The sequence below is a fragment of the Variovorax gracilis genome (assembly GCF_030317115.1).
Lineage (GTDB): Bacteria > Pseudomonadota > Gammaproteobacteria > Burkholderiales > Burkholderiaceae_C > Variovorax > Variovorax gracilis.
Genome location: NZ_JASZYF010000001.1, coordinates 70,906 through 85,464 on the forward strand (window position 1 = coordinate 70,906; position 14,559 = coordinate 85,464).

Here is a 14,559-nt window from a genome sequence, read left to right on the forward strand (position 1 = left end):
AACGAAAAACCTTGGGTGCCCCTTCGCCAGCTCTTTTGAAACCGCGTCAGGACTTGAGGCCACAACCATGGGCGGATTTGATATGCCGCCGGACCGTGACCCGTTTGCCTTTTGACTTGCAAGGCGGATTATGACACTGGATCGACCTTCGCCAACCCGCCAAGGGCCAAAGCATGCGCAAAGGCATAATCCGCGGCGGCGAAAACTCCAACGTCCCTCAGAGACATATCCCCACGCGGCGCCTTCCCGGCGCCAGACTCGCTTGGCCACTGAACAAGAACTTTCCGACTTCCTGAAGAGCGTTGAACGGCGCGCTTTCAAGCGCTCCGTCTACCACGTGCGGGACGAAGAGGCGGCGCTCGACATCGTGCAGGACAGCATGATGAAGCTGGCCGAGCACTACGCCGACAAGCCGGCCAGCGAATTGCCGCTCCTGTTCCAGCGAATCCTCTCGAATTCGACCCTCGACTGGTTCCGGCGCCAGAAAACTCGAAGGGCCCTCTTCTCGAACCTGAGCGACTTCGAGTCAGTGGACGATGACGGTGATTTCGACCTGCTCGAGCACGTCCAGCTACCCATGGACCAGCGGGAAACCGAAAGCGCCGAGGACACGACGAGGCGCGCCCAGGTGTTTCACGAAATCGAGGAACAAATCGCCGCGTTGCCGGGGCGTCAACGCGAGGCCTTTCTGATGCGTTACTGGGAAGAAATGGACGTCGCCGAAACGGCCGCCGCAATGGGTTGCTCCGAAGGGAGCGTGAAGACCCATTGCTCGCGCGCCGTTCATGCCTTGAGCAAAGCGCTCAAGGCCAAGGGAATTTCGCTATGAATACAACGCTTTCTGCCTCCTCCGATGCGCTCGAAGAGCAATTCGGCCGCCGTGTCGCCAGCCGCCTCTCAGCCGGCAACCTCGACTTGTCGCACGAGGTCGGCGAGCGGCTGCGTGCCGCCCGGGTGCAGGCGGTGGCCCGCCGCAAGGTGGTTCCGCAGCTTCGCACAGCCCCTGCGGTGGTGTCGAACGGCCGCACGGCTGTGCTGGGTGCCGGCTGGTGGTGGACGCGCATCGGTTCGGTCGTTCCGCTGATCGCCCTCGTGGCCGGGCTGATGGCCATCAGCGTGCTGCAGGAGGACAACCGCGCCAACGAACTCGCCGAGGTCGACTCGGCGTTGTTGACCGACGATTTGCCGCCCGCGGCCTATACCGACCCGGGTTTTGCGCAGTTCCTGAAGACGGACGCCACGTCCGAACGTTGATCGCCCGCTACCGAATGTCGCCACGTCCCCTTCCTCGCGCCGAAGCGCTCGGCCTGGCGCGGTCGCGCCCCTGGACCACCGGCGCGTGGGTGATCGCGGGCCTGCTGTTTGCGGATGCGGGTTTCCTGGCGACCTCCGCGAAGGCGCAATCGGCCAAGCCCGCCACCTCCGCCGCCCAAACGACGGCGCCACCGGCCAAGCAGACAGTCTCCAAGCCCTTGTGGCGCGACCTGACGACTCGCCAGCAGCGGGCGCTCCAGCCTCTCGCTCCGGTTTGGGACGATCTCACCGAACCGCACAAGCGCAAGTGGCTTGCGATTTCGCGCGACTACGCCAAATTGCCCGACGCGGACCAGGAGATCCTTCATAGCCGGATGACCGAGTGGGCGAGCCTGAGCAACCAGCAGCGCGCACAGGCGCGGCTCAATTTCGCCGACGTCAAGCAGGTCCCGGTGGACGAGCGCAAGGCCAAGTGGGAGGCCTACCAGGCCCTCAGCGACGAGGAAAAGGGCAAGCTCGCCGCGCGCGCCACGACGTCGGCGACGCCGGGCGCAGCGCCCACCATTCGTCCTGTGCCGGCTCAAAAGCTCGCCCCCCTTCCAGCCATCAACCCCGATGGCCAGCACACGCCGCGAATTCAACTGGCACCTCCGCCGGCGCCCGTGGCATCCGCGCGGCCACCCGTTGCACCGCCGGCGCCCGCACCCGCTTTTCCGCCCGTGAGCGCGGAGGCGCAGGTGCCTTCGCCGCCCGCCGCCGCGCCCGCCGCCGAATTGCCGGCCGCCCCGGCCACGCCGCCCGTGCGCCTGACCGAGCAGCCCTCTTCCGCGCCGTGATCCAAGTCCCAAGGTGGTGATGACCCCCAGTTCCTCCGAGAGGCCCGCATCAGCGCGCCCGGTTTCCGACAACGCGACCCCACCAACACCCGCGCTGCTCACAGCGCCTGGCCTCTGGCGCCGCATGGCCTGCTGGCTCTACGAGGGCATGCTGCTTTTCGCCGTGGTGTTCGTCGCCGGCTGGCTGTTCAGCACCCTGGGCCAGATGCGCGACGCGATGGATTCGCGCCGGCACCTGCTGCAAGCCTTCCTGTTCGTCGTCTTCGGCGTGTACTTCGGCTGGTTCTGGTCCAAAGGGCAGACGCTGGCCATGAAGACCTGGGGCATCCGGGTGGTCGACCGTCTTGGCCGCCCGCTCACGCAGGGCCGGGCTCTTGCGCGCTATCTGCTGAGTTGGGTCTGGTTCCTGCCGCCCCTTGCCGCAATATCACCTTTCAAGCTGTCAGGCGGCGAGTCCACGGTGCTGATCGTCGGCTGGGTGATCGTCTGGGCCCTCCTTGCGCGATTCCACCCGGAGCGTCAGTTCTGGCACGACGCCTGGGCGGGCACACGGCTGATCGCCTCCAAGCCGCTCAGCAGACGATGAGTGACTCGAGTTCCGCCAACCCGCAGAAGTCGCGGCGGGGCTTGGCCCGGGTCTGGCATGCGACGCTCATTTCGGTCGATGGCTTTCGTGCCGCCTGGCATGAAGCCGCTTTCCGGCAAGAGGTAGTTTGCGCCATCGTGATGCTGCCTGCAGCCTTCTGGGTCGGCCGGAGTTGGGTCGAGATCGCGCTCCTCGTGTCGACGGTGGTCCTGGTGCTGATCGTCGAGTTGCTCAACAGCGGCATCGAAGCCGCCATCGACCGCATCGGCCCGGAGTGGCATTCGTTCTCCAAGACCGCCAAGGACCTCGGCAGCGCCGCCGTGCTGCTTTCCATCCTGCTGTGCAGCGGCATCTGGATCGCGGCGCTCTGGCAACGCTTCGCCACATAGACGACGCTCGGGCGCGGCATGATGGAGGGCATGACTCCCTCATTCTCAATTTGCGTGTACTGCGGCTCGCGGCCCGGCGAGCGGCCTGAATTCACGGAACTGGCCCAGGCCGTCGGCCGCTGGATCGGCGAACGCGGTGGCCAACTCGTCTACGGCGGCGGCCGCACCGGGCTGATGGGCACCGTCGCCCAGGCCACCGGTGCCGCGGGCGGCCGCGTCGTCGGCATCATCCCCAAGGCCCTCGTCGACAAGGAACTCGCCAACCGCCAAAGCGACGAATTGCATGTCGTCGACACCATGCATGAGCGCAAGGCCATGATGGGCGAGCGCGCGGACGCCTTCATCGCTCTTCCCGGCGGCATCGGCACGCTGGAAGAACTGTTCGAGATCTGGACCTGGCGGCAGCTCGGCTACCACGACAAGCCGGTCGGCATCTTGAACGTCGACGGCTACTACGATGCGCTCCTGGCCTTCCTCGCGCACAGCGTGCGCGAAGGCTTCATGGGCGAATGGCAAATGGACCTGGTGCGCACCGGCGACAACTCGACGGCCCTCCTCGAAGCTCTCCTTGAGGAAGCCCGCCTCCACCCCCGCGGCGACAAGCTGGCAGAAGTCCTGTAGCAGGACCAGGAAAATGGCGCAGCGCCCTTTGGAGCCCCGCCGCGCCCGCCCCCCGTAGTGGCCGGCCCGCACCAGGCAGGGGGCTGGCGCATCAACACACGGTGGGCGCAGCCTGGGGGCGAGCTCTATACCGCCGCTTCGTCCTCTTCGCCCGTGCGGATGCGCACGACGCGCTCCACATTGGTCACGAAGATCTTGCCGTCGCCGATCTTGCCCGTGCGCGCCGCGCTGACGATGGCATCGACGCAGCGATCGACGTCCGCCTCGTTCACGACCACCTCTACCTTCATTTTCGGCAGGAAGTCGACCACGTACTCCGCGCCCCGGTAGAGCTCGGTGTGCCCCTTCTGTCGGCCGAAGCCCTTGACCTCTGTCACGGTGAGCCCGGTGACGCCGACCTCGGCCAGGGCCTCGCGCACGTCATCGAGCTTGAACGGTTTGAGGATGGCGGTGATTTGCTTCATAGGTCTTTCTTCCGGCGGTTTCGTTGAACTTGCTGGTGATAGGGTAGCGCCAATCCTTGCCAAAGCTCCGATGGGTGACCCGGATTCCCACTGGAGCCTGGCGTCTTTTGTACTCGTTGATCTTGATCAGGCGGGCCACGCGCTCGACGACGGTGCGCTCATAGCCCGCCGCGATGATTTCATCGATGCCTTCGTCGTCTTCCATGTAGCGCGCGAGGATCCCATCGAGGACTTCGTAGGGCGGGAGGCTGTCCTGATCGGTCTGGTCCGGACGCAGTTCGGCGCTCGGCGGGCGCACGATGATCCGCTCGGGAATCGGCTCCGAGCCGGTGCCGTATGGGTCGTGGGCATTGCGCCAGCGCGCCAGCGCGAAAACGGTCGTCTTCAGCAGGTCCTTGATGACCGCGAACCCGCCCGCCATGTCACCGTACAACGTGCAATAGCCCGTGGCCATCTCGCTCTTGTTGCCGGTGGTCAGCACGATCGAGCCGAACTTGTTGGACAAGGCCATCAGGAGCGTGCCCCGAATGCGGGCCTGGAGGTTTTCCTCGGCTGTGTCGTCGGGCAGCCCCTTGAAGTCGTCGGACAGCGCGCCCAGAAAGGACTCGAAGGTGTGCTTGATCGAGATTTCGTCGTAGCGCACCCCGAGCCGCCGGGCCATCTCGCGCGCATCGATCCAGCTGATGTCGGCGGTGTAGGGGGACGGCATCATGACCGCGCGCACCTTGTCCTTGCCCAGTGCATCGACGGCAACTGCGAGCACCAGCGCGGAATCGATGCCGCCGGACAGGCCCAGGATCGCGCCGGGAAAGCCGTTCTTGCCGATGTAGTCGCGAACGCCCAGCACCAGTGCGTCCCAGAGCTGCGCTTCAGCTTGGCGCGGAGGCGCCAGCGCAATCTCGTCGCGCACGAAGCGAACACTGCCATCATTGCGTTCCATCTGCGCGAAGACCAGCTTCTCCGTGAAACTCTCCGCCTGCAGCGCAGTGCTGCCATCGGACTGCAGCGCGAACGAGGCACCGTCGAACACGACTTCGTCCTGTCCCCCCACCAGGTGCGCATAGACGAGCGGCAGGCCGACGGCCTTGGCACGGTCCGCCATGCGCGCCACGCGCTCGCCCTCCTTTCCGACGTGGAAAGGTGACGCATTGATGACCGCCAGCGCCTCGGCGCCGGCATCCTTGGCGAGCCGCGCCGGTTCGTCGAACCAGGCGTCCTCGCAGATCAACAGGCCGACGGACACTCCGCCGGCTTCGAACACGCAGACGCCGTCGCCGGGCGTGAAATAGCGGCGCTCGTCGAACACCTGGTAGTTGGGCAGTTCGCGCTTGGCGTAGGTGCCCAGAATCCGGCCTTCGCTGAGCACGCTGGCGGCGTTGTGCCGCAACTGCACGGCGACCGACTTGCCGCGAAGGCTTCCGCCCGTGGGATGGCCGACAACGACCACCATGCCGTCAAGATCCGCCAGTTCCACCGCGACAGCCGAAACCGCATCGTCGCAGGCCGACACGAAGGCCGGCCGCAGGAACATGTCCTCCGCCGCGTAGCCGCAGATCGAGAGTTCGGGCGTGAGCAGGAGGCGGGCACCTTGCGCATGGGCGGATCGCGCCGCATCGACGATCTTCCGCGCATTGCCGGTGAGGTCACCCACCACGAAATTGAGCTGCGCGATCGCGAGTTTCAGTGTCATATCGAAGCAAGAAAGGGGCTGATCGATTATGTCATCGGCCCTGCGAAGAGGCGTCGTGGCCCGCCTTGCACGCGACATCGCGGGGGCTGTTACTCTCGCCGGGCGATGCGCACAGGTTCTTCTCTCGCCAGCTTCTTCGACTCCTTCGTTCCGCGACCCCAGGGCCAGGCCTACGTGCTGCTCGTGTTCACCACGCTGACGTGGGGCGCCAACGCGGTGGCAGCCCGTCTCGCAGTGGGCGAAGTCTCGCCGATGATGCTGACCTTCTCGCGCTGGATCGTCTGCTGCGCGGCGCTCGGCCTCACTTCACGCCATGAGATCGCCACGCACTGGCGCGTGCTGCTGCCATCGTGGCGCTCCATCGCGCTCATGGGCGCGCTCGGCTTCACAGGCTTCAACGCCCTCTTCTACGCGGCAGCGCATCACACGACGGCGATCAACATCGCGATCATCCAGGGCACCATTCCGGTGCTCGTGCTGGTGGGCAGTTTTTTCTTCTTCCGCAGTCGAATCACGGGCCTGCAGATCGTGGGCGTGGCGCTGACGCTCGCCGGAATCGCGGTCGTTGCATCGCGCGGGCAACTCGCCATGCTGGCGCAACTGGACTTCAACATCGGCGACGTGTGGATGATCATCGCGTGCCTGTTATACGCGGGCTATGCACTCGGGCTGCGCAGACGCCCGGAGGTGCCGGCCATCGTTTTCTTTGCGGCCACTGCGGCGGTCGCATGCATCGTTTCGCTGCCGCTGGTGGCCGCCGAGATCGCCATGGGGCAGTTCTTCATGCCAACGGCAAAGGGCATTGCGCTGGTGCTGTTCATCGGCCTGTTGCCGTCGTTCATCTCGCAGGTCGCGTTCATCCACGCGGTGGGGCTGATCGGCCCTGCGCGGGCTGGCGTGTTCCTCAACCTGGTTCCGATCTTCGGACCCCTGCTGGCCGTGCTGATCCTTGCCGAGCCGCTGTCGGCCTACCACGCGGTAGCTTTGGCGCTGGTGCTGGGCGGCATCTACATCGCCGAGAGCCTCGGGGCCCCCAAGCGTTGACGAGGCGCCATTGATCGATCCTGTCATCCGCATTCACAACTCGCCGTCGGAGATCGACGCCGCCGCCTGGGACGAGTTGCTGGCCTTGCAGCCTGCGCCCTCCCCCTTCATGCGCCACGCGTACCTGAACGCGCTGGACGCCAGTCGCAGCGCGTCTACGGCCAGTGGCTGGACGCCGCAGTTCATCACGCTCTGGCAAGGCGATCAGCTCAACGCCGCCTGCCCGCTCTATGTCAAGGACCATTCGTACGGGGAGTATGTGTTCGACTGGGCCTGGGCCAATGCGTACGAGCAGCATGGACTGGCCTACTACCCGAAGGCCGTCGTCGCCGTGCCATTCACGCCCGTGCCCGGTGCGCGCCTGCTTGCGCGCGATGAGGCGAGCCGCACCCTTCTGGCGCAAGCGCTGGTCGCATGGTGCAAGGAGTCGGAAGTTTCGTCGCTGCACCTCCTCTTCGGCTCGGACGAGGACATCGCGGCATGCTCGGAGGCCGGCCTGATGTTGCGTCACACCGTTCAGTTCCATTGGACGAATGGTGCGTGGACCGACTTCGACGCCTTCCTCGCCACCCTCTCGCACGACAAGCGCAAGAAGATTCGCCAGGAGCGCCGCAAGGTTCGCGATGCCGGCGTGAGCTTTCGCTGGTCGCGCGGCACCGACATCGGCAACGCCGACTGGGACTTCTTCTATCGCTGCTACGCCCGCACCTATCGGGAGCACGGCAATCCGCCCTACCTGAACCGCGACTTCTTTCATCGCATGGCAGCCGGCATGCCCGAGTCGTGGCTGCTCTTCATCGCGGAACGCGGCGGCAAGCCGATCGCGGCGAGCCTGATCGCGCTCTCCGCGGGCCTGGGCGGTGACGATGCCTCCGAGCGCCCGCTCGTGTCCTACGGGCGCTACTGGGGCGCACTCGAGCGCGTCGATTGCCTTCACTTCGAGGCTTGCTACTACCAGCCGCTGCAGTGGTGCATCGAGCACGGCGTCGAGCGGTTCGAGGGCGGCGCGCAAGGCGAACACAAGATGGCGCGGGCCCTGATGCCCGTCATGACCACGAGCGCGCACTGGCTGGCGCATCCCGCGTTCGCCGATGCCGTCGAGCGATTTCTCGAACGCGAAGGCGCCGGCATCGAGAACTACATGGACCACCTCGGCGAGCGCAGCCCGTTCCGCGCTCGGGATTGATCCCCCAAAAAAAGACGCCTCGCGACACATGCCGCGAGGCGCATTCCAAAATAACCGGGCCTGAAACTTACTTCTTGAAGTTCGCGATGCCGTCCATGATTTCCTTCTTGGCCGCGTCGATGCCTTCCCAGCCCAGCACCTTGACCCACTTGCCGGCTTCGAGATCCTTGTAGTGCTCGAAGAAGTGCGTGATGGCCTTCAGGCGCATCGGGTTCACGTCCTCGACCTTCTTCCAGTGGCTGTAGATGGGCAGCACCTTGTCGGTCGGCACGGCGAGCACCTTGCCGTCGATGCCGGCTTCGTCTTCCATCATCAGGATGCCGATGGGCCGGCATGGCACGACCACGCCCGGCACCAACGCCCAGGGCGTGATCACCAGCACATCGACCGGATCGCCGTCGCCCGACAGGGTCTGCGGCACGTAGCCGTAGTTGGTCGGGTAGTGCATGGCGGTGGTCATGAAGCGGTCGACGAAGATCGCGCCCGATTCCTTGTCGACTTCGTACTTGATCGGGTCAGCGTTCATCGGGATTTCGATGATGACGTTAAAGGCTTCGGGGGCGTCTTTGCCAGGAGAAACTTTGCCGAGGGACATGGTGCGTGTCTTTGGAGTAGTTGAAAGTGTTGTACGCCGGATGCGGACAAACCCGAAGTTTACTTTCCATGTCACGGCGCAGTCGCACAGAACGCGACTTTTGCCTGTAAATTGGCCGCGTTGGCCAATCGGCCCCATGCCTTTGCGGCATCGGGGCTTCGAGGAAGCAACGCGGCGGAAGCACTGGCCCGTACGCGTTGCGCACAGGTCAGGCTTACGTCTCCACAAGTTACGAAACGACTACTGGAGAAGCATCGGCATGACTGGCAACACCCCTCTCGTCCTCGCCATCGTCTGCGGCCTCGTGGCCGTGGCCTATGGTTTCTGGGCGCGCAGCTGGATTCTTTCGAAAGACCCGGGCAACCCTCGAATGCAGGAAATCGCGGCGGCCATCCAGACCGGCGCCGCGGCCTACCTCGCGAAGCAGTACCGCACGATCGCCGTAGTCGGCGTCGTGCTGGCGATCCTCATCGGCATCTTCCTGGACGTGACCACTGCGGTGGGCTTCATCATCGGCGCGGTGCTGTCGGGCGCCTGCGGGTTCATCGGCATGAACGTTTCGGTGCGGGCCAATGTGCGCACGGCGCAGGCCGCGACCCAGGGCATCGGCCCGGCACTGGACGTGGCTTTCCGCGGCGGCGCCATCACCGGCATGCTGGTGGTCGGGCTGGGCCTGCTGGGCGTGTCGGCCTTCTACTGGTTCCTCGTGGGCAACGGCAACCTGACGCCGGACAAGAGCCTGGCGACGCTGCTCAATCCGCTGATCGGCTTTGCCTTCGGCTCGTCGCTGATCTCCATCTTCGCGCGTCTGGGCGGTGGCATCTTCACCAAGGGTGCCGATGTCGGCGCGGACCTCGTGGGCAAGGTCGAAGCCGGCATCCCCGAGGACGATCCGCGCAACCCGGCCGTGATCGCCGACAACGTGGGTGACAACGTCGGCGACTGCGCCGGGATGGCGGCCGACCTCTTCGAGACCTATGCGGTGACGCTGATCGCCACCATGGTGCTCGGCGCCCTGATGGTCGCTGCGGCACCGGTGAATGCGGTGATGTATCCCCTGGCGCTCGGTGGCGTGTCGATCATCGCGTCGATCATCGGCTGCTTCTTCGTGAAGGCTTCGCCGGGCATGGTCAACGTGATGCCGGCGCTCTACAAGGGCCTTGCCGTGGCGGGCATCCTGTCGCTGATCGCATTCTGGTTCGTGACCAGCTGGCTGATTCCCGACAATGCCATTGCACCCACGGGCAGCCAGCTGAAGCTGTTCGGGGCCTGCTTCGTCGGCCTGGCGCTGACGGCGGCATTGGTGTGGATCACCGAGTTCTATACCGGCACGCAATATTCGCCGGTTCGTCACATCGCGCAGGCCTCGACCACGGGCCATGGCACGAATATCATTGCGGGCCTGGGCGTGTCGATGCGGTCTACCGCCTGGCCGGTGATCTTCGTGTGTATCGCGATCCTGGCCTCGTACATGCTCGGCGGCCTCTACGGCATCGCCGTGGCCGCAACGGCCATGTTGAGCATGGCAGGCATCGTGGTCGCGCTCGACGCCTACGGTCCGATCACCGACAACGCCGGCGGCATCGCCGAAATGTCGGAACTGCCGGCCAGCGTGCGCGACATCACCGACCCGCTCGACGCGGTCGGCAACACCACCAAGGCCGTCACCAAGGGCTATGCCATCGGCTCCGCTGGGCTTGCTGCGCTGGTGCTCTTTGCCGACTACACGCACAAGCTCGAAAGCTTCGGACTCAACATCAGCTTCAACCTGAGCGATCCGATGGTGATCGTGGGCCTCTTCATCGGCGGCCTGATCCCCTACCTCTTCGGCGCGATGGCGATGGAAGCGGTGGGCCGCGCAGCCGGCTCGGTGGTGGAGGAAGTTCGCCGCCAGTTCCGCGAGATCCCCGGGATCATGGAAGGCACCGGAAAGCCCGAATACGGCCGTGCCGTGAGCATGCTGACCGGCGCGGCGATCAAGGAAATGATGATCCCCTCGCTGCTGCCCGTGGTGGTCCCGATCGTGGTCGGACTCGTGCTCGGACCGAAGGCGCTCGGCGGTCTGCTCATGGGCACCATCGTCACCGGCCTGTTCGTCGCGATCTCCATGTGCACGGGCGGCGGCGCGTGGGATAACGCCAAGAAGTACATCGAGGACGGCCACCACGGCGGCAAGGGCTCCGAGGCGCACAAGGCGGCCGTCACCGGCGACACTGTGGGCGACCCCTACAAGGACACTGCCGGCCCCGCAGTGAACCCGCTGATCAAGATCATCAATATCGTGGCGCTGCTGATCGTCCCGCTGGTGGTCAAGTTCCACGCTGGCGATGCGGGCGCAACGGCACCGCACGCCCCACCTCCGCCCGTGACGGCGCCCGCCGCACCCGCAGCCCCGGCTGTCGCGCCCCCCGCACCCGCAGCGGCAGCACCTGTTGCCCCTCCCGCCGCTCCGCCCGTGGCCGCCGCCGATACCGGCCCCTCGATCAAGACCGAGGGCGGCGTGGTCAAGTTCTACTTCGCCACAAGCAGCGCCGAAGTGCCTGCAGGCTCCAGCGAGGCATTGATCGACATCGTGAAGGCCGTGCAAAGCGGCAATCGCGTGCTGGTGAGCGGCTTTCACGACGCGTCGGGTGACCCCGCGAAGAACGCCGAACTCGCCAAGCAGCGCGCGATGGCGGTGGGCGCGGCGCTCAAGCTGGCCGGTGTGCCGGACGACAAGGTCGAACTCGCCAAGCCCGCCCAGACGACGGCTGACGGGCCGCCCGCGGAGGCCCGCCGGGTGGAAGTGAAAGTGCAATAGCTCATGCCTTCGGCGGCCACGCTCGAAGCCTTTATCGCCGCCGTCGAAAGCGGCGATCACGCCAAGGCGATCGAGGAGTACTACACCGAAGGCGCCACGATGCGCGAGAACCAGTCGGAGCCGCGGCGCGGCCGCGACGTCCTGGTCGCGCACGAACGCGCGGTGCTTGCACGCACCGCCTCGGTCGACTCGCAATGCGTGCGGCCCGTGCTCGTGAACGGCGACCACGTCGTCATCCGGTGGATCTTCGACTTCACCGGCAAGGATGGCCGCCGCATGCACATCGAGGAACTCGCCTGGCAACGCTGGGAGGGCGACCGCATTGCGCAGGAGGAGTTTTTCTACGACCCCGCACAGATGAAGCCCGCCTAGCTGTGATGTCTCAATAGGTTGTTCATCCGTCCCGGAACTGGGAAGCTGTAGTTTCCAAGCTCCAGCAACTCAGGATAGGAGAACGGATGAACAGCCATAAGCATGCGCGCTTGACTCCCGCAGGTCGAGCCCTGCTGGTCAACAGGGTGTTGGACCGTGGCTGGACGGTGGCGGCTGCTGGGTACGGGATCGCGAACGCGCGCTCCAGGTGCTGCTGTTCACCGCGCTGCCGATGGCCTTCCTCTCGGGCTTTTCGTGGCCCGTGGAAGCGCTTCCGGGCCCGCTGCAGGCGCTGCGCTGGCTGGTGCCGAGCACGGCGGGGATTCAGGCCTCGCTGCGGCTCAACCAGATGGGCGCGCCGGTGTCCGCGGTAGTTCCGCTTCTCACCGTGCTGGGCGTGCTCGGCCTGAGTGCCATCGCCGCGCTGCTTTGCATTCGCCCCGGCGCACAGAACCCGCGGCACAATCCGGAAAATCTACGACCGTGACCATTTTTCAGTTCCCATGACCGACCTTGTCGTACGCCGCCTACTGATCGATCTTCAGCCTCCATTTGCGCGCGACTGGTGTGGCGGCGACGCCTTCGCCACCGCCTTCTTCAATGCGCTGTCGATGAGCTTTCCCTTTGGCGAGCAGTTCTTCATCGATGCCGTGCGCCGTGCGCTTCAGAATGCGCCCGCCGAAGTACGGCAGGCGCATCAGGCGGAAGTTCGCGGATTCATCGGGCAGGAAGCGACGCACCGCCGGATTCACGCCCTGTTCAACGCGCATCTGGACAAGCAAGGACTGCAAGACGGCTGGACGCCCCGCGCCATGCAGCGCATGCAGCCGCTGGCCGAGGCTGACCCGCGTCACGCCGTCGCCATTACCGCCGCCACCGAACATTTCACGGCCATGTTCGCCGAATGGCTGCTGTCGCATCCCCAGTTGCTGGACGGTGCCGAGCCGCGCCTGAGGACGATGTGGCTTTGGCACAGCGCCGAAGAGCTCGAGCACAAGAACACCGCCTTCGACGTTTATCAGGCCATCGGAGGCTCGCATGATTGGCGCGTCCGCTGGTTCCGCCGGGTCACCCTGATCTTCCTGGGCGATCTTTTCAGGCAGACGGCGGCCAACTTGCGCCGGGAGGGCGTGTTGTGGAAGCCCTCCACGTGGCGCAGCGGCGCCCGCTTGCTGCTGGGCCGCGGTGGTGTGCTGCGGGAAAGCTGGGGCACCTGGTGGCGTTACCTGCGGCGGGACTTTCACCCCTCGCAGCAGGACAGCGCAGTGTCCCGGCGCTGGCTGGCCGAGAACACATCGCAGTTCGTCCGGGTGGACGCGCCGGCCGCGAATGCCGCGCTCAGTTGAGGCTGATGCCGTGCGTCGGCAGCGCCCCTTGCTCGGTGCGCAGCGGCACACCCTGGAGCGTGTCGAAGTCCGACGGCGCCTCGGGGACGCGCATTTCTTCCAGCTCGTGAAGTGATGCGACCCAACGTCCTGCGGCCGATTCGGCAGGCTCGTCGTTGGTGAAGATCCCGTCGCGGATGTAGAAGGTCTCGCCGGCCGGCCGCTCCATGTGCAACTCGATCAGGCGAGAAATCGGGAAGGTGTAGGTCACCAGCTTTTCCTTCGTCTTGCGATCCTTGGCGCCGCAATTGAAGAAGCCTTCGGCCGCGATGACGATGCAGGACCCTTCGACCGAGCTGTCGATGTCGCCGCCACAACGCCAGACGGCAGTGGGCATGCGCACCCGCACCTTGTCGATGACGAGGTCCCGTTGCTTGTTGAGGGCGTTGAGCGGAGGCACCAGCGAACGGAGCTGCCGCAGACGTTCGGCGAAGTTGTCGTCCATGCAGAACTCGACGTGGTGCGTCGCGCCGCCCGAGCGCTTGACGACCTGCATGATGACGTGACGTTGCGGGCTCACAGGGACCGTCCTTTGGCGAGCGACGGACGGTGACCCAGGCCTTGAAGGGTTGACGAATGAATTCGGATCATTGAATCGACCGTGAATTAGAACTTTTGTATTGACGCAACTATTCGCATCAATTGTTTCTAACTGTAGATCGAATTCTTCCGGATGGGTAGGCGGTACGAAGTACTAATCCTGGTACTCCAGTGGTGCTTCGCACCGCCAATTCGGCATCGCCGAAAGGGGATCAGGCGCCCCCGGACTCCACCAATTCGTCGAGCGCCTTGCACGACGGCGCGCAGACCGTTTGCGACTTGCCCAGCAGCTGCCGCGTGCGCATCTGCGAACGCACGCGATGCTTGCCGCACATGAAACAGGACATCGTCGCGCCGCTGAACGACGCGGAGGCGCGGAACGGCGACCCCGGCGCCTTGGCCTTGTAGCGGAGGCCGTCCGCAACGACAGCCGTCTTGACCTCGGCCTTACTCATGCGAGGCTTCCGGTCCGGCGCCGTGCATCGCGCGCTCGATTGCGGACTTGGCGGCCATTTCAGCCGACAAAGACGAGTCCAGGGCCGAGCGGCAGAGCCCGGCATATTGGTAGTTCATGTTTTCGTACACCTCGGCGGCGGCAGGATAGGCGTCCAGCAATTGGCCGAGCTGGGCGCCGGGCTCCACATCGCGGAATTCATTGACCAGGTGCATCACGACGGACCGGTATTGCTCGGCGCCCACCGGCACGGCGCTGTGCTCGAGCCTCTCGAGGAGTTGGGCGAGCACATGCGTCACAGCCAGATCGGTCTTGTGCGCAGGAGTGTGGGTAGCGTTCATGG

Annotated in this window: 18 protein-coding genes and 1 pseudogene; 13 read left to right on the plus strand and 6 right to left on the minus strand. The window is 65.3% G+C overall.

The window, feature by feature from the left end:
* The first annotated feature begins 262 nt into the window (after nt 1-262).
* From QTH97_RS00345 to QTH97_RS00370, 6 genes are read left to right on the plus strand one after another with little or no spacing between them, the layout of a single operon-like run.
* Nucleotides 263-829 (plus strand): RNA polymerase sigma factor, encoded by a 567-nt coding sequence (locus QTH97_RS00345; RefSeq protein WP_286567057.1) that lies wholly within the window; start codon nt 263-265, stop codon nt 827-829.
* Complete coding sequence (locus tag QTH97_RS00350) at nt 826-1,254, plus strand: DUF3619 family protein (RefSeq protein ID WP_286565979.1); 429 nt, start codon at nt 826-828, stop codon at nt 1,252-1,254. Before QTH97_RS00345 ends, QTH97_RS00350 begins: the two co-directional genes overlap by 4 nt.
* Nucleotides 1,255-1,268: 14 nt before the next feature.
* Nucleotides 1,269-2,090 carry a DUF3106 domain-containing protein gene (locus QTH97_RS00355; protein ID WP_286565980.1) on the plus strand — a complete coding sequence of 274 codons (822 nt, stop codon included), beginning with the start codon at nt 1,269-1,271 and terminating at the stop codon, nt 2,088-2,090.
* Between the two features lie 19 nt (nt 2,091-2,109).
* Nucleotides 2,110-2,676, plus strand: coding sequence for an RDD family protein (locus QTH97_RS00360; protein WP_286565981.1), 567 nt, complete (start codon nt 2,110-2,112; stop codon nt 2,674-2,676).
* Nucleotides 2,673-3,065 carry a diacylglycerol kinase gene (locus QTH97_RS00365; RefSeq protein WP_286565982.1) on the plus strand — a complete coding sequence of 131 codons (393 nt, stop codon included), beginning with the start codon at nt 2,673-2,675 and terminating at the stop codon, nt 3,063-3,065. Before QTH97_RS00360 ends, QTH97_RS00365 begins: the two co-directional genes overlap by 4 nt.
* Before the next feature lie 30 nt (nt 3,066-3,095).
* Nucleotides 3,096-3,686: an LOG family protein gene (locus QTH97_RS00370; protein ID WP_286565983.1), complete on the plus strand. Its 591-nt coding sequence runs from the start codon at nt 3,096-3,098 to the stop codon at nt 3,684-3,686.
* Between the two features lie 125 nt (nt 3,687-3,811).
* Here the strand turns inward: QTH97_RS00370 and QTH97_RS00375 are convergent, their stop codons facing one another.
* Nucleotides 3,812-4,150 carry a P-II family nitrogen regulator gene (locus QTH97_RS00375; protein ID WP_286565984.1) on the minus strand — a complete coding sequence of 113 codons (339 nt, stop codon included), beginning with the start codon at nt 4,148-4,150 and terminating at the stop codon, nt 3,812-3,814.
* Nucleotides 4,107-5,840: an NAD+ synthase gene (locus tag QTH97_RS00380; RefSeq protein ID WP_286565985.1), complete on the minus strand. Its 1,734-nt coding sequence runs from the start codon at nt 5,838-5,840 to the stop codon at nt 4,107-4,109. The genes QTH97_RS00375 and QTH97_RS00380 overlap by 44 nt, the downstream gene beginning before the upstream one ends.
* 105 nt (nt 5,841-5,945) lie before the next feature.
* On the opposite strand from QTH97_RS00380, the gene QTH97_RS00385 reads away from it, so the two are divergent.
* Together QTH97_RS00385 and QTH97_RS00390 are read left to right on the plus strand one after the other, a co-directional pair.
* On the plus strand, nt 5,946-6,884 hold the full coding sequence (locus QTH97_RS00385; protein WP_286565986.1) for a DMT family transporter: 939 nt from the start codon (nt 5,946-5,948) through the stop codon (nt 6,882-6,884).
* A 10-nt stretch (nt 6,885-6,894) separates the two neighbouring features.
* Nucleotides 6,895-8,070, plus strand: coding sequence for a GNAT family N-acetyltransferase (locus QTH97_RS00390; protein ID WP_286565987.1), 1,176 nt, complete (start codon nt 6,895-6,897; stop codon nt 8,068-8,070).
* Between the two features lie 67 nt (nt 8,071-8,137).
* Here QTH97_RS00390 and ppa read toward each other — a convergent pair whose 3' ends face one another.
* Nucleotides 8,138-8,665, minus strand: a complete 528-nt coding sequence (gene ppa, locus QTH97_RS00395; RefSeq protein ID WP_286565988.1) for an inorganic diphosphatase — start codon at nt 8,663-8,665, stop codon at nt 8,138-8,140.
* Between the two features lie 259 nt (nt 8,666-8,924).
* Between ppa and QTH97_RS00400 the strand changes: the two genes are divergently transcribed.
* The 5 genes and pseudogenes from QTH97_RS00400 to QTH97_RS00420 all read left to right on the plus strand — a co-directional run bounded on the left by QTH97_RS00400 (nt 8,925) and on the right by QTH97_RS00420 (nt 13,183).
* Complete coding sequence (locus tag QTH97_RS00400) at nt 8,925-11,465, plus strand: sodium-translocating pyrophosphatase (protein WP_286565989.1); 2,541 nt, start codon at nt 8,925-8,927, stop codon at nt 11,463-11,465.
* A gap of 3 nt (nt 11,466-11,468) precedes the next feature.
* A complete protein-coding gene (locus QTH97_RS00405) occupies nt 11,469-11,837 on the plus strand; it encodes a nuclear transport factor 2 family protein (RefSeq protein WP_286565990.1) in 369 nt (122 codons plus the stop codon).
* Between the two features lie 86 nt (nt 11,838-11,923).
* Nucleotides 11,924-12,016: pseudogene (locus tag QTH97_RS00410) on the plus strand (leucine zipper domain-containing protein); the annotation flags it as partial.
* 29 nt (nt 12,017-12,045) lie between these two features.
* Nucleotides 12,046-12,324: a hypothetical protein gene (locus QTH97_RS00415; protein WP_444813351.1), complete on the plus strand. Its 279-nt coding sequence runs from the start codon at nt 12,046-12,048 to the stop codon at nt 12,322-12,324.
* Between the two features lie 16 nt (nt 12,325-12,340).
* Complete coding sequence (locus tag QTH97_RS00420) at nt 12,341-13,183, plus strand: metal-dependent hydrolase (RefSeq protein ID WP_286565991.1); 843 nt, start codon at nt 12,341-12,343, stop codon at nt 13,181-13,183.
* Here the strand turns inward: QTH97_RS00420 and QTH97_RS00425 are convergent.
* From QTH97_RS00425 to QTH97_RS00435, 3 genes are all read right to left on the minus strand, one after another.
* Entirely contained in the window at nt 13,176-13,742 is a 567-nt protein-coding gene (locus QTH97_RS00425) for a hypothetical protein (RefSeq protein WP_286565992.1), read from the minus strand. The genes QTH97_RS00420 and QTH97_RS00425 overlap by 8 nt on opposite strands.
* Before the next feature lie 232 nt (nt 13,743-13,974).
* On the minus strand, nt 13,975-14,217 hold the full coding sequence (locus tag QTH97_RS00430; RefSeq protein WP_286565993.1) for a hypothetical protein: 243 nt from the start codon (nt 14,215-14,217) through the stop codon (nt 13,975-13,977).
* On the minus strand, nt 14,210-14,557 hold the full coding sequence (locus QTH97_RS00435) for a hypothetical protein (protein ID WP_286567058.1): 348 nt from the start codon (nt 14,555-14,557) through the stop codon (nt 14,210-14,212). Before QTH97_RS00435 ends, QTH97_RS00430 begins: the two co-directional genes overlap by 8 nt.
* Between the last annotated feature and the right edge of the window lie 2 nt (nt 14,558-14,559).